The organism is Streptomyces sp. NPDC001137 (assembly GCF_040298885.1).
Lineage (GTDB): Bacteria > Actinomycetota > Actinomycetes > Streptomycetales > Streptomycetaceae > Streptomyces.
In genome coordinates, this window is the sequence record NZ_JBEPBA010000017.1 from 156,265 (window position 1) to 182,884 (window position 26,620).

Genomic DNA, 26,620 nt, shown 5'->3' on the forward strand with positions numbered 1-26,620 from the left:
CGGGCGCACCACCGTGGCAGGGGGTATGTCATGGGGCAGCGCAGCGTGCGGAGCAGCCGCACCATCTTCGAGCGCGAGAGTGAACTCGCCGCAGTGGACGAGGCGTTGGGAGAGCTCACCGGGCTGCGCAAGGACGGCGCCGAGCCGTCCGACCGCCCCCGCGGCGCACTCCTCGCCTTCGCCGGGCGTGCCGGCATCGGCAAGACCACCCTCCTCGCCGAGGTCCGCCGGCGCGCCGCCGCCCGGGGCTGCACCGTGCTGTCCGCCCGCGGCGGCGACCAGGAACAGCGTGTCGCCTTCCATGTCGCCCGCCAGCTGCTGCAGCCCCAACTGGCGGGGTCCGCGGAGACCGATCTGCGGGCCTCGCTGGGCAGTTGGTACGACATCGTCGGCCCCGCCCTCGGCCTGTGCGCCCCCACCGACGGCGCCCCGCCCGACCAGCAGGGCCTGCGCGACGGCCTCGACTGGGTGCTCACCCATCTCGCCGTGCTGCGCGCCCCGATGGTCCTCGTCCTCGACGACGCCCACTGGGCCGACCCCGAATCCCTGCGCTGGCTCGCCGCGTTCGCACCCCGCGCCGAACAGCTGCCGCTGCTGGTCGTCGTCGCCTACCGGCCCGACGAACTCCCCGACCACGCCGAGTCGTTCAAGGGATTACCAGGGCGCGCGGGCGGCCGCCCCCTCGACCTGGAGCCGCTGAGCGCCGCCGCCGTCGCCCGCCTCGTACGGGAGACGCTCGGCTCGCACGCCGACGACGCGTTCTGCCGTGAGTGCTGGGCCGTCACCGCCGGCAACCCGTTCGAGACGGTGGAGCTCGTCGCCAAGGTGCGCGACCGCGGCCTCGCCCCGACCGAGAACGGCGCCCATCTGCTGCGAGACCTCGCCGCCGCCGTCAAGGGCAGCGGCCTCGTCGCCCGCCTCGAACGCCTGGGCACCTCCACCGTGCGCTTCGCCTGGGCCTGCGCCGTCCTCGGCACCGAGATCCATCCGCTGCTCGCCGCCGCCGTCGCGGGACTCGGCCACGAGGAGGCCGCCGACGCCGCCGACGCCCTGCGCGGCGCCCGCATCCTCACCGGCGCCGAGACCCTGGAGTTCGTCCACCCCCTCATCGCCACCGCCGTCTACCGGGCCATCCCGCCCGGCGTCCGCGTCGCCCTGCACGGCCAGGCCGCCTGGTGCGTGATCAATGAGGGACAGGGACCCTCCGCCGCCGCCCGTCACCTCCTGGAGACCCACCCCGACGGCGACAACTGGGTCGTCCAGCAACTGCGCGCCGCAGCCGAGGAGACCCTCCGCGCAGGCGCCCCCGACGCCGCCCGCAGCTACCTCGCCCGTGCCCTGCGGGAACCCCCGCCCTACGAGGAGCGCGCCGTCGTGCTGTACGAACTGGGCTCGGCCTCCCTGCTCACCGAACCCGCCACCACCGTCAACCACCTGCGCGCCGCCCTCGAGGAACCCATCGCCGACGCCCATCTGCGCCAGCACATCGTCTACCGGCTCTCCCAGGTCCTCGCCCACAGCGACCGCCTCGCCGAAGCCTCCGACACCCTCGCCCGCGAGATCCGCACCACCGACGACGCCCGCGTCAAGCTGCGCATGACCGCCGAACAGTTCATGTGGGACGCCTTCCGCGCCGACGAACCCGACCACCCCTCCCGCTCCCGCCGTCTGACCAGGCTCGCCGACCGCCTCAGCGGCCGCGACCTCACCGAGCGCTACATCATCGGCCTGCGCACCTGGGACGCCGTCCTGCGCGGCGAACCCGCCCACGTCGCCCTCCGCCACGCCGAGCGCGCCCTGGCCGGCGGCCTCGGCTGGGCCGAACCCGACCGCGGTTTCGAGGTGCCCGTCCTGGTCGCGCTCGCCTTCATGTACGCCGACCGGCCCGGGCGGACCGAAGAGCTGTTCGCGACCGGGATCGCCGACTTCGAGCGCCAGGGCTGGCGCGGCGCCCACCTCTCCTTCGCCTACACACTCCTCGCCTACGTCCGCTACCGCCGCGGCCGGCTCTCCGAGGCCCAGGACTTCGTCATGGCGGGCCTGAGGCTCGCCGAGCGGGTCGGCCCCGGCACCCCCGCCCACTGGTACGCCGTGGGCATCCTCATCGAGGTCCTCCTCGCCCGCGGCCGCATCACCGAGGCCGCGCAGGTCGCCGAGGACTACTCCTTCGAGGCCCCCTTCCCGGCCGCCGTCGTCTTCCCCGACGCCCAGACCGTGCACGGCGAACTCCTGCTCGCCCGCGGCCGCACCAAGGAAGCGGCCGAGGAGCTGGCCGCCGCCGGCCGCCGTCTGGAACCGCGCGGCATGCGCAACCCCGCCTGGTGCCCCTGGCAGCTCCACCTCGCCCGTGCCGAGAGCCACGACACGCCCGAAAGGGCCGTCGCCACCTCCCTCGAAGCGCTCGCCCGCGCCCGACAGTTCGGCACCCCGTCCGCCATCGGCCAGGCCCTGCGGACGGCCGCCGAGGTCTCCTCGGGCTCGGCCCGCGTCAAATACCTGGAGGAGTCCGTCGCCCATCTGGAACGCTCCCCGGCGGCCTACGAACTCGCCTGCGCCCTCGTGGCCCTGGGCACCGAACTGCGCCGCACCGGCCGCCCCCGGGACGCCGCCGAACACCTCTACCGAGGCCTCGACGCCGCCATCCAGTGCAGCGCCGACGGCCTCGCCGAAACAGCCCGCGACGAACTGGCCGCAGCGGGCCTGCGCCCCCGCCGCCTCCACGGCACCGAGACGGACACTCTGACCTCCCGGGAGCGGGTCGTCGCGAACCTGGCAGCTCAGGGTTGCACCGAGCCGGAGATCGCACAGGAACTGCACCTGGACGAGCCGACGGTCGTGCGCCTGCTGTCCGCGGTCTACCGAAAGATGGGTACGGAGATCACCGGATTGGCGGGCGCATTGAAGCCGACCTGAAGTCACACCTCCCCGGGGGCGCGGGGCTGTATCGATTTGCGGCTCCGCCGCGTGGGGCGACCAGCCCCCGCGACCCGCAGCCGAACAACGACCTTCCGCCCCGCGACCTCCCGCCCATCGCCGAACGGCACCACGTACCATTGGCGACATGTCGTTCCTCCGCCGCCGCAGCGCCACCCCCGCCGGGCCCGACTTCGACGTACTGGCCATGGACCCGGGCGACTGGCCCGGCAATCTGGGCGCCGGCCTGCTGCCCGCCCCCGACGGCACCTGCCAGGGCGTCTTCCTGCGCTACGACCTGTTCGGCGGCCGCGGCCCCGCGATGATCATCGGCAATCTGCCCGAGGGCTCCCCGGCCCGCGAGACCGCCGAGGACGAGATCCCCTTCGAGGTGGCCCAGCTGCTGATCGCACTGGAGAACGAGGAGGAGGTGAGCGTCGTCGGCGTCGAGGACATGCCGGTCATGCAGGGCGACAACCTCCTGATCGTGCGCCGCCTCAAGCTCTCCGAGAGCCGCATCTCCTGTGTGCAGTTCGACCGCAGTGACAACGTCCTGGTGACCATCGCCGCCTGGGACCGCCCCATCACCGACGACCTGTACGCCCTGCTGAAGCCGCTCCCGGCGGAACTGTTCCAGCAGGGCTGACACCGGCTACCGGCGGGACCGCACCACCTTCACGTCCGCGGCGCGTACGAACGCCACCCGGTGTCCGAACTGGATCTCGTAGTACAGGTCCTTGCCGACCACCACCCGGTGCGAGTCGGTGGTGAAGGTGACCGCGTAGTAGTACTCGCCCGGCACCTTGTCGCCGACCACGTACTTCTGCCCCTTCGGCAGTGTGTACGGCAGCGGCGACACCGCCTGCGCGGGCACCTCGGCCGGGTAGGCCGAGGCCTCCGGGTAGGCCCGCCCGTAGACCGGCACGCTGTCCGGACCCGGCTTCGGGGTGACCACGTAACCCGACGCGTCCACCGCGGTCCGGTGCTTCTTGGGGTTCTTGAACCATGCCTTCTGGCCCAGGTACCAGATCGCCGTCCAGTCCCGGTAGTGGCCCGCCACCGCGAACTGCTGGCCGGTGGACGCCCGGGAGCCCACGTCATTGACGTCGATCGTCGAGTCGGCGTTCTTGTGCAGACCCACGTCCTTGACCAGGGCGGAGTGCTCGTCGTGATCGGAGTACAGCCGCACCTCGCTGGAGCCGTGCGCCGCGCAGGGTTCGTCCTTGGTGACGCAGCCCGTGTACTCAGGCCGGTTGGCCGCGTAGTCGGGCCGGATCGTCACCAGCCCGCCGCTCTTGCCTGCGGTCTTCCGGAAGGGGTGGCCCAGCAGCTCGAAGTAGTGCCGCCAGTCCCAGAACGGGCCGGGGTCGGTGTGCATGCCCGGGATGGTCGACGTCGTGGGGCCCGGCACATTGTCGTGGCCGAGGATGTGCTGCCGGTTCAGCGGGATGCGGTACTTCGCGGCCAGATACCGCACCAGGCGCGCCGAGGCGCGGTACATCGCCTCCGTGTACCAGGCGTCGGGCGCGGCGAGGAAACCCTCGTGCTCCAGGCCTACCGACTTGGCGTTGATGTACCAGTTGCCCGCGTGCCAGGCCACGTCCTTGGCCTTGACGTGCTGGGCGATGAGGCCGTCCGTGGAACGCAGGGTGTAGTTCCACGACACATAGGTGGGGTCCTGGACCAGCTTCAGGACCCCGTCCCAGGTGCCTTCGGTGTCATGGATGACGATGTATCTGATGCTCTGCGAGGCGGGGCGGTCGCCCAGGTCGTGGTTGCCGTAGTCGTTGTCCCCGAACTCCTCGTACGGCGCCGGGATCCACTGGCAGGACACCGACTTCGGGCATTCCGTGCCGCCCGCGGAAAGGGTGCGCAGGCCGGACTTCCGCAGTGGCGCGGTGTCGGGGGCGAGGTCCGGCTGGGCGGTCAGGACGACGTACTGTCCGGCGTCCGTCGTGCGCTGCTCGCCGGTGCGCATCACCTCGTACACGTCGTTGGCGTAGGCCGCCGCCGTCGAGGTGTCGTCCGCGCCCGAGAAACGGGCCACCGCCCCGTACCACTGCGCCGGGTCCGCGCTGAGCGGCTCTCCCAGCTCCTTCTGCTCGGCGGCCAGCAGCGCGGCACCGCCCGCCACATTGGCGGCCGGGTCCGTGCGCAGCCGCTCGGCGCTCAGCCCGGTCAGGCCGGCCGCCTTCGGCAATGTCTTGAGCCGGGGCGGGAGTTCGGAGTTCTCTGGCACCTTGGTGTCCGGGTGCAGGGCGGCGCGGGCCGTGTCCCCGCGCGCGTCCCCCGTGCCGTCGCTGTGGCGCGCGGTGCGGGCGATCGCGGTATGGGCATCGGTGAGGTGCATCGGGCCGTAACCGCCGGACACGCTCGGCGCGCCCCCGTGCGCGTCCCACCGGGACTGCAGATACGACACGCCCAGCAGCACGCTCTGCGGCACGTGGTACTCGGCGGAGGCGGCGGCGAACGCCTGCTGGAGCCGGTCCTCGGCGGGCCGGGCGTCGGACGGGGCCGCGCCGAGCAGCGGCAGCAGCAGGGTCGCGGTGGCGAGGGCGCCGGCGGTTCTGCGGGCGCGTCTGTGGCCGGGCGCGGACGTGAGGTCGGTGGCAGATCCTCTCAATGCAGCCTCCTGGGACGAACGAGCGTGGCGGGGCGTGCAGGGCCGAGCGGTGGGTCAGTGGTACCCGCTGGCCGACGATCCGTCAATCATGCCCAGAGGCAGGAGATTTCCCATGTCAACACGAGGGTGGAGGAGTTTCCCCGCGGCGGTGTGCGGGCCTGCGGGGCGTCAGTGGAGTACACCAATGGCCGCTGGCGAAGACCCTTCGGAAAGGTCTTCCGCACAGGTCCGCACATACGAAGGTCCGCGGTACGCCGTTGTCCTGGGCGCACCGCGGACCTTCGTCCCCGTCAGCGAGTGCCGACCGCCGCGCGTACGGCCCGTCGGGCCAGCTGGCAGTCGTCGTGCAGCCGCCTCAGCAGCAGCCGCTGTTCCTCGCCGGACGGCGCAGCACCCGGGTGGGCCACTCCCGGTGCCGCCGGGGTCGTGTCGTGCATCGAACGCTGCACGGCTGTTTCGTAGGTACGGATCTCGCGCGTCAGTACGAGCATCAGGTTCACCAGGAACGCATCCCGCGAGGCCGGGCCCGCCGACTGCGCGATCTGGCTGATCTGGCGGCGCGCCACCGGCGCGTCGCCGAGCACCGACCACAGCGTGGCCAGGTCGTAGCCCGGCAGGTACCAGCCCGCGTGCTCCCAGTCCACCAGCACTGGACCGGCCGGTGAGAGCAGGATGTTCGAGAGCAGTGCGTCGCCGTGGCAGAACTGGCCCATGCCCTGCCGGCCCGCCGAGTGCGCGATGCCGTGCAGCAGCTTCTGCAGGTCGCCCATGTCGCGGTCGGTGAGCAGCCCCAGCTCGTGGTAGCGGGAGATACGGGCCGCGTAGTCGAGCGGGGCGTCGAAGGTGCCCGCCGGCGGCCGCCAGGCGTTCAGCCGGCAGATCGCGCCGAGGGCCGCCCTGATGTCGGCGCGCGGCGGGGCCTCTGCCGGGTGCCGCTGCAGTGCCGCGACCCGCCCCGGCATCCGCTCGATGACCAGTGTGCAGTTGTCCGGGTCCGCCGCGATCAGTCTCGGCACCCGCACCGGCGGGCGGTGCCGGACGAACGAGCGGTATGCCGCTATTTCATGGCGGATCCGCTCGGCCCAGGCTGGGGAGTGGTCAAGTAAACACTTGGCGACGGCCGTGCTGCGCCCGGTGGTACCGACCAGGAGCACGGACCGGCCGCTGCGGCGCAGCACCTGCACCGGAGCGAACTCGGGACAGATCCGGTGCACCGACGCGATCGCCGTCCGCAACTGGGCGCCCTGGGGGCCGGACAAGTCGAGTCTCCCGCTGAGCGGTTGGGTGCCGAGCCCGGCGGGGCGCCGCGGCCTGCCCGCGCCGAGCACGGGGGCCGCCGGACGCGCGCCGGGATCGAGGTAGGGGCCGCTGCCCGCCGGGCGGGAATGCAGCGACCGGGGCGGGGCGGACACGGAGGACGATGCTGCGTACATGGGCGAAACAGATCCCTTCGTGTGCCTGCGACGACATTGCGCTACCCGGCCCGGCACCTCGGGTGCACCCTGGGGAATGCGTCCCTTGTTTCAAGAGGCGACCGGGTCGGGGTGGCGCTTTCCTACCTGACACCCGATGCCCAGTGGCACACCATCTGGCGAACCCTGGCGAACCCTGGCGAATAGTCGCCCGGCAACTTGCACCGGGCTACTGTCAACTCAGCCGAGAACCTGGGGGCTTGACGTGAGCGGACAACCCAACACCCGCCTGGCGGACCTGTTCGGCCTGGCCGGCTGGTCCAAGGGTGAACTCGCGAGGCTGGTCAACCGGCAGGCGGCGGCCATGGGCCACCCCCAGCTGTCGACCGACACCTCCCGGGTTCGGCGTTGGATCGACATGGGAGAGATCCCGCGCGATCCGGTGCCGCGGGTGCTGGCGGCTCTGTTCACCGAGCGTCTCGGCCGTGTCGTGACCATCGAGGACCTCGGTCTGGTCCGGCACGGGCGTGCGGGGAAACGGCAGGACGCCGGGAGTGTGGAACATCCCGACGGTGTGCCGTGGGCGCCCGAGCGGACCGCGGCGGTCCTCACCGAATTCACGGGAATGGACCTCATGCTCAACCGACGCGGCTTGGTGGGCGCGGGTGTCGCGCTCACCGCAGGATCCGCACTCAGCAGCGCCATGCACGACTGGCTGCACACCGATCCCACCCTCTCCGCCGACGCTCCCGACTTCGACAATCCCCTGCACGCCGACCCCGCCGGGTTCGACCGCTACGAGGCCGCTCCCATCGGGTCGCAGGAGATCGAGGAACTGGAGCGCTCGGTCGAGGTGTTCCGGGCCTGGGACGCCGCCCGCGGCGGCGGGCTGCAGCGCAAGGCAGTCGTGGGCCAGCTCAACGAGGTGGGCGGCATGCTCGCCTACCGTCATCCCGATCATCTCCAGCGACGCCTGTGGGGCGTCGCCGCCAATCTCGCCGTCCTCGCGGGCTGGATGTCGCACGACGTCGGCCTGGAACCCACGGCCCAGAAGTACTTCGTCATCGCCGCGCATGCCGCGAGAGAGGGCGGCGACCGGCCCCGCGCCGGAGAGGCACTGTCCCGTGCGGCGCGCCAGATGGTGCACCTGGGCCGGCCCGACGACGCACTGGACCTGATGAAGCTCGCCCAGTCCGGCTCCGGCGACGAGGTGCTGCCGCGCACCCGGGCGATGCTCTACACCATCGAGGCCTGGGCTCAGGCCTCCATGGGCAAGGGCCAGGCGATGCGCCGCACCCTCGGCCGTGCGGAGGACCTCTTCGTCTCCGACCGGGGCGATGTGCCGCCGCCGAGCTGGATGCAGATGTTCAAGGAGGAGGACCTGTACGGCATGCAGGCCCTGGCCTACCGCACCCTGGCCGAGCACGAACCGGGAGCGGCCGTGCACGCCCAGCACTATGCGGAGAAGGCACTGGCCCTCAGGGTCGACGGACGGCAGCGGTCGAAGATCTTCGACTTCCTGTCCATGGCCTCAGCCTGCTTCATCGCCGACGACCCCGAACAGGCCGACCGCTATGCCCGCCTCGCCCTGATGTCGATGGGATCCAACTCCTCCCACCGCACCTGGGACCGGCTGCGCCAGATGTACCGGCTCACCGCGGAGTACTCCAGCTACCCGAAGATCCACGAGCTGCGGGAGGAGATCAAACTCGCGTTGCCCAGGACGGCGAAGGGCGGCAACAGCGCACGGGCATAGGGGGCCTGTGCAGCTGTCGCTGCTTCATCTCAGCGGGGCACCCGGGCGGTTCACCTCACCTTGGCGGCGAGCAGGCACGCGTCGTTCTCGCGGTCGGCCTCGCCGTATTCCTCCACGACCATCCGTACGCAGTCCTGCGCGGTCTCTGCCTCGGCCAAGCGGGGGGCCAGGTCGAGGAGTTGGTCCGCGGTCACGGTGTCGGTACTCCCGCGCCCGGGCATCAGCCCGTCGGTGTGCAGCAGGAGCAGATCGCCCGGCTCGAGGGTCTCTTCCGCCTGCTGGTAGGAGGCCTTCGAGGTCGCACCGAGCAGGACGCCGTTCGGCGCGTGCAGCCTGCGCCCCGTCCCGTTGCGGAACAGCAGCGGGGCGGGGTGTGCTGCCTGTGCCCAGGTCAGCGTGCGGGTCTCGGGGCGGTAGCGGCAGCAGACGGCGGTGCCGAGGGCGGGTTGCACGGTGGCGTCGAGTAACTGGTTCAGCCAGGCCATCAGTTGCCCGGGTTCGGTGCCGGCCATCGCCATGCCGCGCACGGCGCCCAGCAGCGTCGCCATGCCCGAGGCGACGGCCATGCCGTGTCCGGTGAGGTCGCCGACGCCGAGCAGGGTCTGGCCGTCGGGAAGTTCCAGCGCGTCGTACCAGTCGCCGCCGATCACTGCGCTGGTCGAGGACGGCAGATGGTGTGCCGCCAGGTCCAGTGTCTCGGGCCGTTGCTGCGGGAGCCGCAGGGAGCCACGCCATGGCGGCAGCACGGCTTCCTGCAGCTCGACCGCGAGCCGGTGCTCGGTCTGCGCGCGGTGCTGGTGGCGCTGCAGCGAGTCACGGGTCTCGCTCACCACCTTCTGGCTGCGGCGCAGTTCGCTGACGTCCCGCAGTACGGCCCACATCGAGGCGGTGCTGCCGTCAGTGTCGAGCACGGGCTCGCCCATCATGTGCACCGTGCGCACCTCGTCGTCCGGGCGCACGATGCGGAACTCGCCGTCGATGGGCTTGGCGTCGACGAGGCAGTCCGTGACCATCGCCGTCAGCTTGGCGCGGTCCTCGTCCAGTACCAGGGAGGGCAGTTCGTCGAGGGTGAGTGCGGGGCCGGCGGGGTCGCGGCCCAGGATCTGGTAGAGCTCGCCGGACCAGGTCGCCTCGTCCGTCAGCAGGTTCCACTCGGCGCTGCCGACCCGGCTGAGCAGCGAGTCGCGCGGGGGAGCGGAGGGCACGGCCCGGGCGAGGTGTGCCGCGTCCGTGGCCGGGGGCACGGGCGGCGGGCCGTCCCGGAGCTGCCCCAAGTGGGTGTCGAGGTCGCTGAGTTGGTGCAGTGCCAGATCGCACAGCGCGCGCTGCCACCGCTCCTGCGGGTCCGAACCGTCGCCGCGGGCGTCCCGCCGTACGGCGTCCACGCCGCCCTTGAGTCGCCGCGTCTGCGATATCAGCGCCTCGACCGAGCCGCGTCCTGGCGGCTGGGCGGCTGGGTGATCCGCAGAGAGGTGGGACGGCATGGCGCACTCCGATGCGGGGACGGTACGACCGGGGCAGGCGGCTTGAAGGACCGTTACGACTGTTGCACAGCCCGCGACGCCCTGTAAGGGATTTGGCAACACACGATACGGTGGTGCTTCTGGCATATGCCACAGTCTTCACGGAGCGGTCGTGTGGTGCGAATGGCGTACGTCGCAGGCCGGTCAAGTCGTAGGCAGCGTACGCGATTTGAAGGGTTGTTGTGAATTTCCGATGCGCGTTCAGTCGCGCGTTCGACGCCTCTTTGTTCTAGTCCTCGCCGCGTGATGCAGGTCACACAAAATCGTAAGCGCTTCCGCGTAATGCAACCGGCTCCTGCGGGGTCGTACAAGCACACCGGAAATCCGGCCGACCTCCGACCGCAGTGGAGACGGACCATGGACCTCACCCTCGAGCAGCCCGCCCGCGGCCGTCTGATCACCGCCGACGAGCGGGAGCTCCCGGTTCCCGCCATGCTGCGCTATGCCGCCACGGACCCGCTGGCCGTGCACCTCGACTTCCCGCCCGAGGTCTCCCTGGACGGCACCGGAGTGACCTGGAGCTTCGGCCGCGCCCTGCTGGAAGAGGGACTGCGCCGTCCCGCCGGGCACGGCGACGTGCACATCTGGCCGTGCGGACAGGCCCGTACCGTGATGGAGCTGCACTCTCCCCGCGGCCTGGCCCTGCTCCAGTTCGAGACCGCGGCCCTGCGCCGGTTCCTTTTGCGCACCTATGCCGTGGTGGCGGCCGGGCAGGAGGACATCGGCGCGGCCGTCGAGGAGGGGCTGAGCTCGCTGTTCGGCAATGTCTGAGGGCCGGTGCGCGGAGCGTCAGTGCAGGGCGGCCTCGCCCGCGCGGACGGCACGCAGGGCGCGCTCGACGGTCTGCTCGTTCTCGCCCACCGGGGCCACGTAGTCGAGGACGTCGCGTGCGGCGTCCTCGCCGAGCGTGCGGGTGATGACCCAGGTGGCGAGATACTGCGAGGCCAGACAGCCGCCCGCCGTGGCGATGTTCCCTGCGGCATGGAACGGCGCGTCCAGCACGGTGACGCCGCAGGCTTCGACGAAGGGCCGGCTCGTCCTGTCCGTGCAGGCGGGCATGGAACGAAGCAGCCCGAGCCGGGCGAGCACCAGGGCGCCCGAACACTGCGCACCGATCAACTGCCGTGCGGGGTCGAGCGGCAGCCGGGAGATCAGCCGGTCGTCGGCGACCACGTCCCGCGTCTTCACCCCGCTGCCGATCAGCACGACGTCGGCTTCGGTCACGAACTCCATGGGACGCTGCCCGGTCACCTCGACGCCGTTCATGGAGGCGACCACCGGCTCGGGCGTCGTGATGAAGGCCTCCAGGCCGTCCTTCCGGCACCGGTTGATCAGCGCGGAGGCGATGAAGCTGTCCAGTTCGTTGAATCCGTCAAAGGTGACCACGGCGACCTGCATGAACATCTCCTCGAGGCACGGCACCAGGAGATCGCAGTCTCCCAGTGGTGCCGTGCCCGGGTCGCGGGCCAATCGGCGAGCGGTGGCCCGCCCGGAGGCGGGTGGGGTTCAGTAGCGCAGGATTCCCGCGATCCCATGGGCGTCGCCCAGCATCCCGTCCGGAACGAAGCGGACGTCCGCGCCCGTCTCCAGGCACTGCTCGACGATCTCGTCCACGATGTCCTCGCGGGAGTCGAGGTCGCCGCTCTCGGCCGGGATCAGATGGCCGCCGAGGACGTCGCGCACCGTCACGCGGTAGTTCTCCTCGACCGCGAGCAGCCGTACGCGGCCCTCGCGGGCGCTCTGCCAGACCTCGTCGACACCGGCGGCGAACGCCTTGCGGCCACGGGCCGCTTCGAGCTCCCGGGCCACGGCCTCGGTGCTTTTTCGTGCCTCGGCGGCGACCTGCGGCCGTACCGCCTGCCACACGGCGTCGGGAGTGCCGTGCGCGAGACCACCGTGCGGCACGTGCACCGCCTCCTTGGTGACGCTGCCCACCTCGTCCATGGCGGACAGGGCCGCCTGCTCGCCCGTGACGTACAGCGGCCGCGGCTGCTCGCGCAGGACCATGCCCATCGCGGCGTCGGCCTCCCGCAGGAAGTGGCGGGTGTCCTCGTCGCGGAAGGTGCTCGGCATGTCGCCGATGCGTTCCTGCCGTTCGGCGTCGAAGTTCACCGGGCGCCTGGTCATGGGGAATCCGCCGGTTCGGTCCTCCGTGACGCGGTCGGTGCCGCCGCTCCACAGGGTGACCCGGTCGGAGGAGACCGACAGCACCCAGAACGGCCGTTCGGCTGCTTGGGCGGAGACGAGGTTGCGGGTCAGGAAGGTGTCCGAGAGCACCACACGCTCCGGCACCGAGCGGGCGAGCGACCACACCTGGTGCTCCCCCGGAGCGGCGAAGATCACCAGGCCGTCCTCGGCATGCGTCAGGTCCACCTCCCGAAGGGCCTGGTCGAGCTGACGGACCACGTCGGAGCGCCGTTCGCGGGTCACCGCGGGGTCGGACTCCAACTGCTTCTTGGCCTCGGCCACCACATTGCGCAGCCGGACCGGATCCTGGGCGTTTTCGGGCTCCCGGCGGTGTGTGGGCGTCAGCACCGACACGGCCGGATAGGCGCGCGGGCGCCGGAGCTCGGAGAGGGTTGAGGGACTCAGGTCGTGCTCCATACCAAGCACCATAGGGCCGTTTCCCCCAAAGGGCATTAGGGGCAGCCGTACTGGGCAATCAGGGCAATTCCGGCTCCCGGTCTACCGCTGCTCGCCGTTCGGCTCGATCACCGCGATGTTGCCCTGCGCCACGGCGCACAGGGTCTGCTCCCCGGCGGCGTCGATCGTGATCAGGTCGCAGCGGGTGACGACCCGGGTGCGGCCGGCCCGCACCACCCGGCCGTGCGCGCGCAGGACCTCGCCGGTGGCGGGGCGCAGGTAGTCGATGGTGAACCCGGACGTGATCAGCCCCGCCCCCGCAACTGTGCCCGCGGCGAGCGTCAGCGTGTTGTCGGCCGCGTAGGAGAGCACCCCGCCGTGCACGAAGCCGTACTGCTGGAGCAGCTCCTCGCGGATGTCCAGCTCCAGGGTGGCCTCGCCCTTCCCGAACTCCGTCACCCGGGCGCCCAGGAGCCTGCTGAAGGGCTGCTGGGCGAGGATCTCGCGGGCCAGGTCCAGATCCATCGTCCTGCTCACTCCTTCAGTTCACTTCACTAGTGAAGTGAGGGTGGCGCGGGCCGGTCCCGTCTGTCAAGATCGGCCCATGTCCGAGCCTGATCAGCGTCTTTACTTCCTGCTGCAGCGGGCGGCGCACCAGTTGCGCACGACGGTCGACCGCCGCTGCCTGGCCGCCGCGGGCGTCACCACGGCCCAGCTCGGCGCGCTGTTCGCCGTGCAGGACCGGCCCGGGCTCACCCAGCAGGAGCTGGCCCGCATCCTCGGCCTGCGGGAATCCGCCGTCACCGCCCTCGTCGGACGGCTCACCGCTGCGGGTCTCCTGCTCAAGCAGCAGCATCTGCGTGAACACCGGGCCGTGAGGCTGGAGTTGACCGAGGCGGGCGCCGCCGCCCTGCGCGCCGCACAACCGGAGGTCGACCGCCTGAACGCGCAGCTGCGGGCGCTGCTCGGGGACGACGGGTTCGTACGGACGGCGGGGGCGCTGCAGCAGCTCGCCTCCTGGCAGAGCTGACACCTCAAGTGGCCGGGGTCTCGTCGTCCTCAGGGCCGCACGAGCTGCCGGTCGGCGGCAGGGTGCCGTAGAGCAGGAAGTCGTCGACCTTGCCCTGGACGCACTTGGAGGACGCGTAACCGGTGTGGCCCTCGCCCTTGTTGTCGAGCACCACGGCCGAGGAGCCCAGCCGTTTCGCCGTCTCCACGGTCCAGCGGTACGGCGTCGCCGGATCGCCGCGGGTGCCGACGAGCAGCATCTTCGGGGTGTGGACGTCGCGCACCCGGTCGCGGATGAAGTCGGTGCCCTTGGGGCGGCCGTAGCACATCAGCAGCTCGGTGAGACGGTAGCGGCCGAAGACCGGGGAGGCCTGTTCGTACTCGGCGCGCAACCGGCCGAGGTCCTCGACGATCCGGTCTGCGCCCGGGCGATCGGGATCGTCCGCGCAGTTGATCGCCATCAGCGCCGCCGGAAGGTTGTCGAGCGGGACGTCGTTCTCGTCGACCAGGCCGCCGCCCCCGGCCGGCTGCCGGAAGGGAAGCGCGGCCCCGCCGGACGAGAAACCCATCACCCCGCGCGCGTCGCCGTCCTCGACCAGCTCGGCGATCGCGCGCTCCAGCGACGGCCACAGGTCCTTGCTGTAGAGCGCCTGGCTGATCGCCCCCACCAGGTCCTGCCCCGTGAATTCCTGGCCGAAGTCCGTCGGCACCGGGTCCTTGTCGAGGGAGTCGACGAGATGCACGACCTGCTCACGGGCGTCTCGTGGTTCTTGGCCGAAGGGGCAGGCGATGTCCTTGGTGCACCAGGTGATGAAGTCGTCCAGGGCCGTCTGCTGTCCCTCGGCGCCCGCCACTCCCTGCTCGGACATCGGTTCGGTCAGCGTGTCCACTCCGTCGAGGACCAACCGCCCGACCTTCTTGGGGAACTGGGCCGCGTACACGGCGCCGAGCCGGGTTCCGTAGGAGAAGCCCAGGTAGTTGAGCTTCTTGTCGCCGAGCGCCGCTCGCATCACGTCCAGGTCGCGTGCGGCGTTCACCGTGCCGATGTGGGGGAGTACCGGACCCGAGTGCTTCGCGCACTGGGCGGCCGCCTCCTTCAACTGCCGCAGCACGGCCCGCGGATCGTTGCTCTGCGCGATCCCGCCGGCCGCGGCCGAGGCTTCCTCGGAGCCGTCTCCGCAGCTGACCGGTGAGGACCTGCCGACCCCGCGCGGGTCGAAGGTCACCACGTCGTAGCCGTTGGTGAGCCTCATGAAGTCGTCGCCGCCGGAGGCGAGTTGGCTGACACCCCCGGCGCCGGGGCCGCCGAAGTTCAGCAGTACCGAACCCCGCTTCTTGCCGGTCGCCCGGTAGCGGGCGAGGGCGAGGTCGAGCGTGCCGGCCTTCGGACCTGCGTAGTCGAGGGGGACGGTGACCTTGGCGCACTGAAGGTCCTTGGGCATGTCCTCGCCCTTGCACCCGGACCAGGTGATCTTCTGCCGGTAGAACCGTGACAGGTCGGGCCCGGTGCGGTCCGAGGCGGCCGTGGGCAGCCCTGCGGCGAGCAGGGCCAGGCCTACGGCTCCGGTGACGGCGAAGCGTCGGACAGCGGGCCGCGTTGACAGCTTGGCCAGCATCAATGCCTCCCGGGGCGCCCGCCGGGGACCGGGAGAACGGCGCCCTCGATCACGATAAGCGGATGCCGCAGGGCGCGCCTCCGGGCGAGCGGGACGCTACGGGATGCCTTACCCTGCGCTCCTTCGCCGCGCATTACGTCGGTTTTGCTGTCTGTGCGACATTCACGCCACTCGATGGGGTGAAAGGTGAATAAGCCATAACCTGGACGGTTTCCAGACGTTTTATCCGGTGCGGGCAAGTGCCCGCTTCTCCGGCGCGGGTATGCACCCGTGGCCATGTCTGGAAGGCAGGGAACCTATGAGAAGGGTTACCCGAAACGGTGTGATCGCCGTCGCCGCTGCCTCGGGAGCGATGGCGTTGACGGTTCCGGCGTACGCCACAGCCGCGGCGGACGGTGCGACCGCCGACTCGCCCGGCGTGACCTCGGGCAACACCGCCCAGCTCCCGGTTCACGTCCCGGCGAACGTGTGCGGGAACACCGCGAGCGTGGCGGGAGTCCTGAACCCGGCCGCGGGCAACAGCTGCAGCAACAAGGGTGCGGCCGGCAAACGTGCGGCCGGCGGCAGCGCAGCCCACGGCAGCGGTGAGGATTCGCCGGGCGCGGTATCCGGCGACACTCTCCAGCTCCCGGTCCACCTCCCGGTGAACGCCGACGGGAACACGGCGAACGTGGTCGGCGCCGAGGACGAGGCCGCCGACAACGAGGCCACGAACGATTCCGGCGCCTGCTCGTGCAGCAAGCCGGAGCCGAAGCCGAGTGTCCCGGCAAAGGTGCAGCCGAAGCCCGTGACCGTCCCGGCGAAGGTTCATCCGAAGCCTGCGGCCGTCCCGCCCAAGGCGCATCCGCGCTCGGCGCCCGCCCCGCACGCCGTCCCACGCAAGGCGCCGGCCTCCCTCGCCCACACCGGCACCGACCAGACACTGCCCGCCGCCCTGGCCAGCGCCGCACTGGTGCTGGGCGGAGCCGCCATCCGACGGCGCTTCCGTCCGGGGCCGGGGCGCTGAGCTCGCTCGGCAACGGCTCAAACCCACCGTGACGCGCCCCGCAAGATCCGCAAGGATGCTGCGGGGCGCGGTCGATCACCGCGCCCCCTTGTCCGCCGTACCCCCACGGAATGGAGCGCACGCATGACCTCCGCTGCCCTCGAAGACCTCGTCGTCACCCAGGCCGGGCCCGAGGACTGGCCGGTGATCAGCGGATGGGCCGCGGACGAGGGATGGAACCCGGGAGCGGCCGACGAAGCGGCGTTCTTCGCCCAGGACCCCGACGGCTTCTTCCTCGGCCGGATCGACGGCGAACCGGTGTCGGCGATCTCCGTCGTCAACTACGGCCCCGACTACGCCTTCCTCGGCTGCTACCTCGTCCGGCCCGACCTGCGCGGCCGCGGACACGGCCTCACCACCTGGAAGACCGCGCTGGCCCACGCGGGCAGCCGCACCATCGGTCTCGACGGGGTGGTGGCCCAGCAGGACAACTACCGCCGCTCCGGTTTCGAACTCGCCCACCGCACCATACGGTTCACCGGGACCGCTCCCGCGGCCGAGGCCCCGGCCGGCGTGCACCATGTGCAGGAGAGCGACCTCGCCGACCTCACCGCCTACGACAGCGCCTGCTACCCGGCCGACCGCCCCCGCTTCCTTGCGCACTGGCTGACCGGCACCGGACACCGTGCCCGAGTGCGCCGCACCGGCGACCGCGTCACCGGCTACGGAGTGATCCGCCCCGGCCACGACTCGCTCCGCATCGGCCCGCTCTTCGCCGACACCCCCGAGGACGCGCAGGCCCTGTTCACCGCCCTGACCGCCGAGGCGGCCGGCAGCGAGGTCGCCGTGGACGTGCCCGAGACGAACGCGGCGGGCATCGCCCTGGCCGAACGAGCAGGCTTCACCCCCTCCTTCGAGACGGCCCGCATGTACACCGGCCCGGTCCGCCCCTACGCCCAGGACCGCGTCTTCGGCGTCACGACACTGGAACTCGGCTAGGGCCCGTCCGGCGGACCAGCCCTCAGTCGTGGGGTCTGGCACGCCCTCCGTCCGGGGGCGTTTGCCGACCTGATACGCCGGACCCCCTAACGCGCCACCGCCGTCAGCAGCACCATCCCCGAGTCCCCGTAGTCCGGCAGGGTCGGGTCGGCGTCGATGTGGTGGACGGACAGGTCTCGGGTCATGGGGGTGAACACCCTGGTGACGATGTCCGGGTCCACCGGGCAGCCCGGCCAGCGCGACACCGGCCCGATGCGGTAGGTGGGCATGTTCTCCATGAAGGCGGCCACCAGGTGCCCGCCGGGGACCACGCAGCGGACGAAGGCGCGGCAGAAGTCCGTGAACTCCGCGTAGTCCTCGGTGGCGCCCTCGGCGACGAAGTGCATGGACGCCAGCTCGTACCCGGCGGGCTCCAGCTCCCTGACGTCCGCGTGGACGACGTTGACATGCGCGAGCGCCCCGGCCGGCGTGGCCGGCAGGTCGGGGTTGAGGCGTCGGCACATCGCGTGGAACGGCAGCCAGCTGGCGTCCGGACCGCACTGGATCTGGCGCTCCAGATAGGCGATGTTGCCCGCACCCGCGTCGACGGCCTCGATCCGGCGGCTCGCGGCGGCCGCGAGGATCAGGGGATACAGGTTGGGTCCGGCCCCGAACTCCACCGAGCGCTCGACGGAACCCGGCGCGAAACGGCGGTAGAACGCCGAGTGGTGGGTGATGACCGCCGCGTCGGAGGGGTGCAGGTCGCGGTAGTTCTCCGCGAGGTAGTCCGCGACCGGCCAACGGTCCCAGTCGACGTCGTCGTTGTGCGTCTTCATGGCCGTCTCAGACCTTCGCCCTCAAGGGGAACCGCGCGGCCAGCCGGGTCAGGGTGCCGTTCAGCCGCTCGATGTCCTCGTCCGAGTTCAGTGCCGTGATCTGGATCCTGAAGCCCACCCGGTCCCGCGGCACCAGCGGATAGGCGGCCAGCGTCACATAGATGCCCTCCTCCCACAGGAACGCCCCGACCGCGTCGAGGTCGTCCGCGTTGGCCAGCGGGATCTCGATGATCGGCAGGCCGTCCTTGTTCAGCGTCCTGACGTCCAGTCCGTCGAGGTGATCCAGCACCCGGGTGGTCCTGCGGTACAGCTCGGCGCGCAGGACGTCTCCGCGGCGCTCGTTGACCTCCAGCCCGGCCAGCGCCGTGGCCAGGGAGGCCGTCGGGGAGGGACCCGAGTACAGATAGGGCCCCGCGGCCGTCTTCAGCCGGTTCTTCAGCTCGGTGGGCAGGGCCAGGAAGGCGAGCAGCGACGAGTACGCCTTGGAGAAACCGGCAGCCAGGACGATCCCGTCGTAGGACTCGCCGGTGTGCCGCACCACGCCGTTGCCGCGCGAGCCGTAGGGGCACAGCTCCTGCGGGCCGCGCTCCCCGAGCACCCCGAAGCCGTGTGCGTCGTCCACGTAGAGCAGCGCACCCCTGGCGCGGCAGACCGCGGCCAGCGTGGGCAGATCGGGAACGTTGCCGGTCATGCTGTTGACGCCGTCCAGGCACACCAGCCGCGGCAGGCCCGCGGGCACCGAGGCCAGCAACGTCTCCAGTTCCTCGGGGCGTTGGGCGTGGAAGCGGTGCAGGGTGGCGCCCTGACCGCGGGCCACCACACAGCCGTCGTACACCGTCCTGTGCGCCGTCGCCTCCACGAACACATGGCCGCCCTCGGCCAGCACCGGGATGGCCGAGGCGTGGATCAGGGTCAGCGTGGGCAGCAGCAGCGTGTCCGGGGCGCCCAGCAGGTCCGCAAGCCGTGCCTCGATCTCCGGGTACAGGCGCGGGCTGCCCAGCAGCCGCGACCAGCTGGGGTGGGTGCCCCAGCGTCCCAGGGCGGGCTCCACGGACTTGATGATCTCCGGTTCCCAGTCGAAGCCGAGGTAGTTGCAGGACGCGAAGTCGACCAGCCAGTGGCCACGGCTGCGGATGTGCCGGCCCCGCACCTCGTCCAGCACCGCGTCGCTCATCGGGCTGGTCCGCCGCAGGTGCTCGAGGTCCGCCCACAGTGCCGCCCGCCGCGCCCGGGACGCGGGCCGCGCGGCAGGTACGGCGACCGTCTTGGTGGCGCCGTTGCCGGGCGCGTAGCAGCGTCCCTCGCTCTCCCGCAGCACGCGTTCGCTCTGCTGCACCGTCATCGGCTTGGCGAACAGATAGCCCTGCCCGAACCGGCAGCCCATGCCGGCCAGCAGGTCGCGCTGGGCCGCGTCCTCGATCCCCTCGGCGATCACCTGCAGGCCCAGGGTGTCGGCGATCCGCACGATGCCCTCGACGAGCGCGACCTGCTGCGCGTCGCGCGTGATGTCGTCGATGAACGTCTTGTCGATCTTCAGCGCGTCGATGGGGAAGTCCCGCAGATAGCGCAGCGAGGAGAAGCCCGTCCCGAAGTCGTCGACCGCGATGTGCACGCCCAGTTCCTTAAGGGAGCGCAGCACGGACTGGATCTGGGTGTCGCGGCGCAGCAGCACCGTCTCGGTGAGTTCCAGCTGGAGCGAACCGGGGGCCAGGCCCGGCGTGCGCAGCGCCTGGTCGACCTGGTCCAGGAAGCCCCCGTCGCGGAACTGGCGGGCGGACACGTTCACGCTGATGTACGGCGGGCTGACCGGACCGGGCAACTGCTGCAGCCCCACGATGTCGCTGACCGCGTTCTCCAGGACCCACGCCCCCAGCACCCCGATGTGGCCGGTCTCCTCGGCGAGCGAGATGAACTGCTCGGGTGTGACGGGCCGGTGCGGTGCCTTCGGCCAGCGCACCAGTGCCTCGAAGCCGACGACCTCGCCCGCGGAGATGTCCACGACCGGCTGGTAGCGCAGGGCGAACTCGTGGCCGGCCACCGCCTGGGCGAGCCGGCTCTGCAGGTCGTGCCGCTCGACCATGCGGGTGTGCAGCAGCGGCTGGAAGCGCCGCCACTGCCGCTTGCCGGCCGACTTCGCCGCATACAGTGCGAGGTCGGCGTGGCTGAGCAGCTCCTCGGCGTCCGTGCTGTCGCGGGCCGTGGCCACCCCCACGCTGGCGGACACCGTCACCGACTCCTCCGCGAGGGCGAACGGCCTGGTCAGCGTCTGGATCACCTGGGCCGCCAGCAGCTCCGCGTCCAGCGGTTCACGGGCGTCCTCCATCAGGACGGCGAACTCGTCGCCGCCCAGCCGGGCCGCAGTGTCGGTGCGCCGCAGCGTCTTGGAGAGGCGGTCGCCGACGGCGATCAGCAGGTGGTCGCCCGCCGAGTGCCCGAGCGTGTCGTTGACCTGCTTGAAGTCGTCCAGGTCGATGAAGAGCAGACAGGTCATGGACGACTCGCGGCGGCGGCGCAGCAGGGCGCGTTCGATCCGTTCGAGCAGCAGGGTGCGGTTGGGCAGGCCGGTCAGCGAGTCGTGGAAGGCCCGCTGGGTCAGCTCGTGGGCCAGTCGGCGCTGCTCGGTCACATCGCGCAGGGTGACGACGAGCCCCGCCACGGTCCGCTCGTCGCGGAAGTCGCTGCACCGCACCTCCACCTCGACGCGGCCCGCCCGGTGGCGCACCCACCAGTGGTCGTGGGTGGCCCGCGGCCCGGTTTCCCGCACGGCCGTCAGCTCCCGTGCCGCACGGTGCCGGTCCCGCGGGTCGACCAGGTCGGGCAGCGATGCGCCGACCACGTCGTTGGTGCCGAAGACGGTCGCCGCCGACGGGCTGGCGTACCGGATGGTGTTGTCGTCCTCGACGATGAGGATGACGTCCGAGGTGTTGCGCACCAGCGTGCGGAAGTACGCCTCGCTCTCCCTGCGGACGATCTCCTGGCGCAGGGCGATGCGCTCCATGGCCAGCCCCGCGTGCGAGGCCAGGATCTCCATCGAGCCCCGCGTCTCGGCGAGCGTCTCGGCCGGCCCGGCGACCAGCAGGACGCCCGGGACGTCTCCGTACGGGCGGTCGGGCGGGATCATGAGGCAGACCAGGACGGTTGCCGCCTCGTCCAGTTCGGCGCCGGTGTCCGTGGCCAGGTCGCGGGCGTGCACGATCTGCGCGTGGTGCGGGGCCAGATCGGGCGCGCCTTCGGCGGGCAGCAGCAGGGTCCGGTGGCCGACCATGGTGCCCAGGAGCCGGTCGACGGCTGACTCGCAGGACCGCGCGACCTCCTGCGGCCGGACCGCCGAGACCAGCGAGGCGGCTGCCCTGCGCAGCGCCAGTTCCCGTGTCACCGCCTTGCGGTGGGCCACCACCATCCCCGCCAGCCGCAGGATCACCAGCAGCATCAGCACACCGGAGAACGCGGCGATCACAGCCGCGTCGTGTGCCGAGCGGGTCAGCCCCTCGTACAGCAGGATTCCCGGTGCGATGAGCGTGACCAGGGTCAGCATCACCAGCCGCCGCTGCGGCGGCAGCAGGGACCCCTGCTGGGGCCGGGCGGCGGTCAGCTGCACCATGTCCGGGTGCAGTGCGGCCTGGCCCCACGCGGTGTAGAAGACGATCCAGCCCGAGTCCAGCACCGTGCCCGCCTGCCAGGTGTCGTTGAGCTGCAGCATCCCGTAGGCAATGTCGAAGCCGAGCAGCGTCACCGTCCCGACGACCAGGTACTGCACCGACCGGTTGTGCCGGTCGACCGGATTCGGTGTCAGCAGCCGTGCCAGCAGGGCCAGGACCAGGACGTCGCCGAGGGGGTAGGCGATGCTGATGGCCCGCTGCTCCCAGGTCAGCCCCTGCACCGTGGTGAGCGGCTGCACCAGGTACACCCACACGGGCAGCGCCAGACCCGCGGTGATGATCAGCGCGTCGAGCAGACTCGGCAGGTCGTGCCCCGCCCACCGGTATCGGACCAGACCGGACAGCCCGAGGGCGAAGAGGGGATACGTGCTGAGGTAGGAGGCGTCCGAGGGGGAGGGGAACGGGTTGGAGGCGTGGAAGTACTCCTCCACCACGTTGTAGTAGGTGTCGCCCGCGATGAAGGTGAGCAGTCCGGCGGCGAGCACCCACCAGGGCCAGCGGTGGGCGGGCCGGTTGACCGTGCTGCCGATGAGCACGGCGGCGGTGCCGGACAGGCCGATGACGGCCCACGCGGGCGCGCGCGCGGCGGGCACCGTCAAGTAGACGGCCGTGGTGGCGGCCACCAGCGCTATATGTGCGGCCATCAGCCGCTTTGCCGGCAGCAAGGGCAAGCGCCTCCCCCCGTTGGAGGAGACCGGGCCGTCCACCTGGTCTGGTCGTCCTGGCTTCCTAGATCGTAGGCACTGCGGCCGGACGAGTGCATCTCGGGAGGAACGGGCCACCGCCGCCGGGCGCTTCGGCGTGCCGGCGGCCGAGCGCCCGCACCTCGCCCGCAGGGCCGGGACACGGGCGGTCCGGCATCACGTCCGGCGCGACCCGGTGGAATGCCGAGGGTGTGTGCCGGCGGCGCGGGCCTTCAACTGGGGCGGCCCGGAGTGCGGTTGGCGCGACGACGCCACGGACACGATCCGCCCCGGGGGCGTGCGCCTTGTCGTACGGCCCTCGCTCCGTGATCTTCACGGAGCAGCCGGTGGACGGCCCCGGCCGGCCGGGAAGGCGTGCCGGCGGGCGAGGGCCACGGTGATGAGGGCCGCAGTGATCAGCGGCAGCGCCATCCAGGGCAGCGCCCCCGGGCCCAGCTTCTCCAGGGCCACACCGCCGGTCAGCGAACCGGCGGCGATACCCGCGTTGTACACGGTGGTCTGCAAGGAGGTGGCCACGTCCGCGTGGGCGGGACCCGAGGCGTCGACCAGCGCGGTCTGGATCAGAGTCGGCGCACCGCCGAACGCCACGCCCCACAGGGCGACCGAGGCGAGCAGCAGGGTGGGTGCGCGGGCGTACAGGGCGAGGGCGGGCATGGCGGCCGCGCACAGCGCGAGCGCGCCGAGCAGCGTGGCCCGCAGATGCCGGTCGACGACCACCCCGGTGATCCAGATCCCGGCCGGCGTGGCCGCCCCGAACACCAGCAGCACCACATCCGTACGGCCGAAACCGGCGTGCGCCGCGAACGGGGCGACGTATGTGTACATCACCTGATGCCCGAGGAGCAGCAACAGCGTGACGGACAGGACGGCTGGCAGACCCGGCAGCAGCGCCACCCGGGCGAGCGGCAGGCGCGCATCCGGCGCCTCGCCCGGAAACCCGGGCACCCGCCACCGCACCCAGCCCACCAGCAGCACCGCCAGCCCGGCCAGTACCCCGAAGGCCGTCCGCCAGCCCAGCGTCCCCGCCAGCGCGGTCCCGGCCGGCACTCCCAGCGCCAGGGCCAGTGTGATCCCGCCCAGCACGATGGCGATCGCCCGTCCCCGCCGATCGACCGGCACCATCCGGGCCGCGTACCCGACGAGCATCGCCCACAGCAGTCCACCCATGCATCCGGCGAACACCCGTGCGGCAAAGGTGAGGGCGTACGACGACGACAGCGCGACCACCGCGTTGCTCAGCGCGAACCCCAGCAGCGCGCCGACCAGCACCGGTCGCCGGGGCAGCCCCCGCAGCAGCGCGGTGAGCGGGATCGCCGCCGTGAACGAGGCGACGGCGTACCCGGTGACCAGGAATCCGACGCGCGCCTCGGAGACACCCAGCGCCGGTGCCATCCGGGGCGGCAGACCGGCCGGGAGCAGTTCGGTCAGGACGGCGGTGAAGGCGGCCGTGGACAGGGCGAGCAGCCCCGGCCACGGCAGCGAAACAGGCATGGCGGTGCCCTTGGCCATTGATGTGGTGGACATGCGACCATGCTCGGACCTTCACATCAGTGTGAAGGCAAGGGCGACCCCCGGAGGCGGCCATGAAGATCGGCGAACTCTCCCGCCGCACCGGCGTCCCCACCAGGCTGCTGCGCTACTACGAGGAGCAGCGCCTCCTCAGCCCCGACCGCACCGAGAACGGCTACCGCGACTACGGCGAGTCCGCGGTCCAGGACGTCCAGCAGATCCGCGGGCTGCTGGATTCCGGCCTGACCACGGAGATGATCCGGGCGATCCTGCCCTATCTGTCCGGCCCGGACGAGATCCTGCTGCCCGCCGAGTGCCTGACCCCCGAGACTGCCGCACTGCTCCAAACCCACCTCGACCGCATCCAGGCGCGCATCGACTGCCTGGCCCGCAACCGGGACCGGCTGAGCACGTACCTGGCAGTGGTACGGCCGCAGGGGAGCCCGTAAAACCGTTGCCGCGGCCGCCCCCGGATGCTGGAGTGAGCACATGGATCATGCCGGGGTGCTCGCCCTCTTCGACCGTGACATGCGCGAAGGCGCCCAGCCCGACGGCCCCGCCGCGCGGGTCGAGCGGGTCGGCGGTGTGGTCCGCCACGTCTCCTCGGCCCGTGGCTGGAACGGCGTCGTCTGGTCCGGCCTGGACGAGACGGACGCCGACGCGGCGATCGCCGAGCAGATCGCGTACTTCTCCGGCCTTGGCCACGAGTTCGAGTGGAAGCTGTACGGGCACGACCGGCCGGGGGATCTGGGGCAGCGGCTCAGGGCCGCAGGATTCGAGCCCGAGCCCGAGGAGACGCTGATGATCGCCGAGGTGGCCGACCTGGACCTCGACGCCGGGCCGCCCGAGGGCATCCGTCTGCTGCCGGTCACCGACGCGGCCGGCGTCGACATGGTGGCGGACGTCCACGAGAAGGCCTTCGGCACCGACGGCTCCCGCCTGCGCCATCAACTGCTGGCACAGCTCACCGGGGAGCCGGACACGGTCCTTGCCACCGTCGCCCTCGCCGGCGAGGAGCCGGTGAGTGCGGCTCGGATGGAGTTCGTGCCCGGTACCCGGTTCGCCGGCCTGTGGGGCGGCGGGACCGTAGAGGCCTGGCGCGGCCGCGGCATCTACCGTGCCCTGGTCGCCCACCGGGCCCGCGCCGCCGCGCAGCGCGGCTACCGCTACCTCCAGGTGGACGCCTCCAGCCAGAGCCGTCCCATCCTCGAACGCCTGGGCTTCGAGCCGCTGACCACGACGACGCCCTACATCTACCTGCCGTAGCCGGGGGCGCATCCACCGCGATGTCACATCCGCGGCCGCCCGATCCGTCGCACGGACATGACGACGAACCAGAAGAACCAGAGCATCCTCCTCGCCGGCGCCAGCGGCGTCCTCGGCGGTCACATCACCCGCGCCCTGACCGAGGCCGGCCACAAGGTCACCGGCCTTGGCCGGGGACCGGCGAACGGCGTCCGGGCCGACCTCATGGATCGCGACGCGCTGCTGCGCGCCGTCGACGGACAGCACTTCGACACCGTCATCCACGCCGCGACCGCCCTGCGCAAGGCGCCCATGCGCCATCGCGACATGCATGCCACCGACGCGCTGCGCATCGCCGGCACCGCCCACCTCGTGGAGGCCGCGCAGGCCACCGGTGCCTCCCGCTTCGTGAGCGAGTCGATGGTCTTCGGCTACGGCTACGGGGACTTCGGCGAGCACGTGATCACCGAGGACGACCCCTTCGGCCCGCGCGGCACCACGCCGGAACTGGAACGGCACGTCGAGGGCATGCGCATCAAGGAACAACTCACCTTCGAGGCCGCCGGACTGGCGGGCATCTCGCTGCGCTTCGGCCTTTTCTACGGCCCCGGCGGCACCGACGCCATCCTGCCCATGCTGCGCAAGCGGCAGCTGCCCGCCCCCGCCGACCACGGCCGGGTCCTGCCGTGGATCGAACTCACCGACGCGGCACGCGCGGTGGCCGCCGCCGTCGAACACGGCCGCCCCGGCCAGGCCTACAACATCACGGACCGCACCCCGCTCGGGTTCCGGGCCCATGTCCTGTCCGTGGCGGAGCAGTTCGGCCTGCCCAGGCCGATGACCGTGCCGCTGTGGTTCACCAGGCCGATGTCGTACGCCCATACGATGTTCCTGACCAGCATGCGCGTGTCCGCGGCGAAGGCGGAGCAGGAACTGGGCTGGACGCCCCGCTACCCGTCCAGCCGCGAAGGGCTTGCCGCGCTGGCGGCCCGACGGTGATCCGAACTGGGGCCGTTCGGCCCCTTGGCCAGGGCCGAACGGCCCCGCCTCACGGGCAACTGCGGCTGGAAACCTCTGGAGAGGAAACAGCCGCCCCGGGGGACAGCCTCCCGATGTGCCCGACTCTCCCGCTGAGGGTGCACGGTCGAGGCGGCAGGCCCGCCGATCGCCGAGGGGAGCCGCATCGGCGGGCCTGACTCCGGGCCCTTACGCCTCCCGCGACGCTGCTTGGCCGGGGAGAGTGCGGAACGCACGATCCGGCTGCTCCCCG

The 26,620-nt window shown here is 71.6% G+C and carries 20 protein-coding genes; 10 read left to right on the plus strand and 10 right to left on the minus strand.

Features of this window, described 5'->3' with window-relative positions:
* The first annotated feature begins 30 nt into the window (after positions 1–30).
* Both ABT254_RS30060 and ABT254_RS30065 read left to right on the plus strand, forming a co-directional pair.
* Positions 31–2,913: a helix-turn-helix transcriptional regulator gene (locus ABT254_RS30060; RefSeq protein ID WP_351476666.1), complete on the plus strand. Its 2,883-nt coding sequence runs from the start codon at positions 31–33 to the stop codon at positions 2,911–2,913.
* Positions 2,914–3,061: 148 nt separating this feature from the next.
* The gene (locus tag ABT254_RS30065) at positions 3,062–3,559 is read left to right on the plus strand and encodes a hypothetical protein (RefSeq protein WP_351476669.1); all 498 of its coding nucleotides are present in this window, start codon (positions 3,062–3,064) and stop codon (positions 3,557–3,559) included.
* A 6-nt stretch (positions 3,560–3,565) separates the two neighbouring features.
* Here the strand turns inward: ABT254_RS30065 and ABT254_RS30070 are convergent, their stop codons facing one another.
* The gene (locus ABT254_RS30070) at positions 3,566–5,536 is read right to left on the minus strand and encodes an N-acetylmuramoyl-L-alanine amidase (RefSeq protein WP_351476671.1); all 1,971 of its coding nucleotides are present in this window, start codon (positions 5,534–5,536) and stop codon (positions 3,566–3,568) included.
* 290 nt (positions 5,537–5,826) lie between these two features.
* Positions 5,827–6,969 carry an aminoglycoside phosphotransferase family protein gene (locus ABT254_RS30075; protein WP_351476674.1) on the minus strand — a complete coding sequence of 381 codons (1,143 nt, stop codon included), beginning with the start codon at positions 6,967–6,969 and terminating at the stop codon, positions 5,827–5,829.
* Positions 6,970–7,213: 244 nt separating this feature from the next.
* Here ABT254_RS30075 and ABT254_RS30080 point away from each other — a divergent pair, with 244 nt between their 5' ends.
* Positions 7,214–8,704: a DNA-binding protein NsdB gene (locus tag ABT254_RS30080; protein WP_351476676.1), complete on the plus strand. Its 1,491-nt coding sequence runs from the start codon at positions 7,214–7,216 to the stop codon at positions 8,702–8,704.
* 50 nt (positions 8,705–8,754) lie between these two features.
* Here the strand turns inward: ABT254_RS30080 and ABT254_RS30085 are convergent, their stop codons facing one another.
* Positions 8,755–10,188, minus strand: coding sequence for a PP2C family protein-serine/threonine phosphatase (locus ABT254_RS30085; RefSeq protein ID WP_351476679.1), 1,434 nt, complete (start codon positions 10,186–10,188; stop codon positions 8,755–8,757).
* A gap of 396 nt (positions 10,189–10,584) precedes the next feature.
* Between ABT254_RS30085 and ABT254_RS30090 the strand changes: the two genes are divergently transcribed.
* Positions 10,585–10,998 (plus strand): SsgA family sporulation/cell division regulator, encoded by a 414-nt coding sequence (locus ABT254_RS30090; protein WP_351476682.1) that lies wholly within the window; start codon positions 10,585–10,587, stop codon positions 10,996–10,998.
* 18 nt (positions 10,999–11,016) lie between these two features.
* Here the strand turns inward: ABT254_RS30090 and ABT254_RS30095 are convergent, their stop codons facing one another.
* The 3 genes from ABT254_RS30095 to ABT254_RS30105 form a co-directional block, all read right to left on the minus strand.
* On the minus strand, positions 11,017–11,625 hold the full coding sequence (locus ABT254_RS30095) for a DJ-1/PfpI family protein (protein WP_351476685.1): 609 nt from the start codon (positions 11,623–11,625) through the stop codon (positions 11,017–11,019).
* Between the two features lie 108 nt (positions 11,626–11,733).
* Positions 11,734–12,831, minus strand: coding sequence for a baeRF3 domain-containing protein (locus tag ABT254_RS30100; protein ID WP_351476688.1), 1,098 nt, complete (start codon positions 12,829–12,831; stop codon positions 11,734–11,736).
* An 81-nt stretch (positions 12,832–12,912) separates the two neighbouring features.
* Positions 12,913–13,335, minus strand: coding sequence for a PaaI family thioesterase (locus ABT254_RS30105; protein ID WP_351476691.1), 423 nt, complete (start codon positions 13,333–13,335; stop codon positions 12,913–12,915).
* Positions 13,336–13,414: 79 nt separating this feature from the next.
* On the opposite strand from ABT254_RS30105, the gene ABT254_RS30110 reads away from it, so the two are divergent.
* Entirely contained in the window at positions 13,415–13,840 is a 426-nt protein-coding gene (locus tag ABT254_RS30110; protein WP_351476694.1) for a MarR family winged helix-turn-helix transcriptional regulator, read from the plus strand.
* A gap of 4 nt (positions 13,841–13,844) precedes the next feature.
* Here ABT254_RS30110 and ABT254_RS30115 read toward each other — a convergent pair whose 3' ends face one another.
* Positions 13,845–15,434 (minus strand): alpha/beta fold hydrolase, encoded by a 1,590-nt coding sequence (locus ABT254_RS30115; RefSeq protein ID WP_351476697.1) that lies wholly within the window; start codon positions 15,432–15,434, stop codon positions 13,845–13,847.
* 322 nt (positions 15,435–15,756) lie between these two features.
* Between ABT254_RS30115 and ABT254_RS30120 the strand changes: the two genes are divergently transcribed.
* On the plus strand, positions 15,757–16,440 hold the full coding sequence (locus ABT254_RS30120) for a chaplin family protein (protein WP_351476700.1): 684 nt from the start codon (positions 15,757–15,759) through the stop codon (positions 16,438–16,440).
* Positions 16,441–16,563: 123 nt separating this feature from the next.
* Positions 16,564–17,418 (plus strand): GNAT family N-acetyltransferase, encoded by an 855-nt coding sequence (locus ABT254_RS30125; protein WP_351476703.1) that lies wholly within the window; start codon positions 16,564–16,566, stop codon positions 17,416–17,418.
* Positions 17,419–17,504: 86 nt separating this feature from the next.
* On the opposite strand, the gene ABT254_RS30130 is transcribed toward ABT254_RS30125, so the two are convergent.
* From ABT254_RS30130 to ABT254_RS30140, 3 genes are all read right to left on the minus strand, one after another.
* The gene (locus ABT254_RS30130) at positions 17,505–18,233 is read right to left on the minus strand and encodes a class I SAM-dependent methyltransferase (RefSeq protein ID WP_351476706.1); all 729 of its coding nucleotides are present in this window, start codon (positions 18,231–18,233) and stop codon (positions 17,505–17,507) included.
* Positions 18,234–18,240: 7 nt separating this feature from the next.
* The gene (locus ABT254_RS30135) at positions 18,241–22,536 is read right to left on the minus strand and encodes an aminotransferase class I/II-fold pyridoxal phosphate-dependent enzyme (RefSeq protein WP_351476708.1); all 4,296 of its coding nucleotides are present in this window, start codon (positions 22,534–22,536) and stop codon (positions 18,241–18,243) included.
* A gap of 372 nt (positions 22,537–22,908) precedes the next feature.
* Entirely contained in the window at positions 22,909–24,120 is a 1,212-nt protein-coding gene (locus tag ABT254_RS30140) for an MFS transporter (RefSeq protein WP_351476711.1), read from the minus strand.
* Between the two features lie 59 nt (positions 24,121–24,179).
* Between ABT254_RS30140 and ABT254_RS30145 the strand changes: the two genes are divergently transcribed.
* Genes ABT254_RS30145 through ABT254_RS30155 form a run of 3 tightly spaced genes read left to right on the plus strand, consistent with a single transcriptional unit; the run spans position 24,180 to position 26,349 of the window.
* Positions 24,180–24,554, plus strand: coding sequence for a MerR family transcriptional regulator (locus ABT254_RS30145; protein WP_351476714.1), 375 nt, complete (start codon positions 24,180–24,182; stop codon positions 24,552–24,554).
* Positions 24,555–24,594: 40 nt separating this feature from the next.
* Positions 24,595–25,371: a GNAT family N-acetyltransferase gene (locus ABT254_RS30150; RefSeq protein WP_351476717.1), complete on the plus strand. Its 777-nt coding sequence runs from the start codon at positions 24,595–24,597 to the stop codon at positions 25,369–25,371.
* Between the two features lie 57 nt (positions 25,372–25,428).
* The gene (locus tag ABT254_RS30155; protein ID WP_351476720.1) at positions 25,429–26,349 is read left to right on the plus strand and encodes an NAD-dependent epimerase/dehydratase family protein; all 921 of its coding nucleotides are present in this window, start codon (positions 25,429–25,431) and stop codon (positions 26,347–26,349) included.
* Positions 26,350–26,620: the final 271 nt, after the last annotated feature.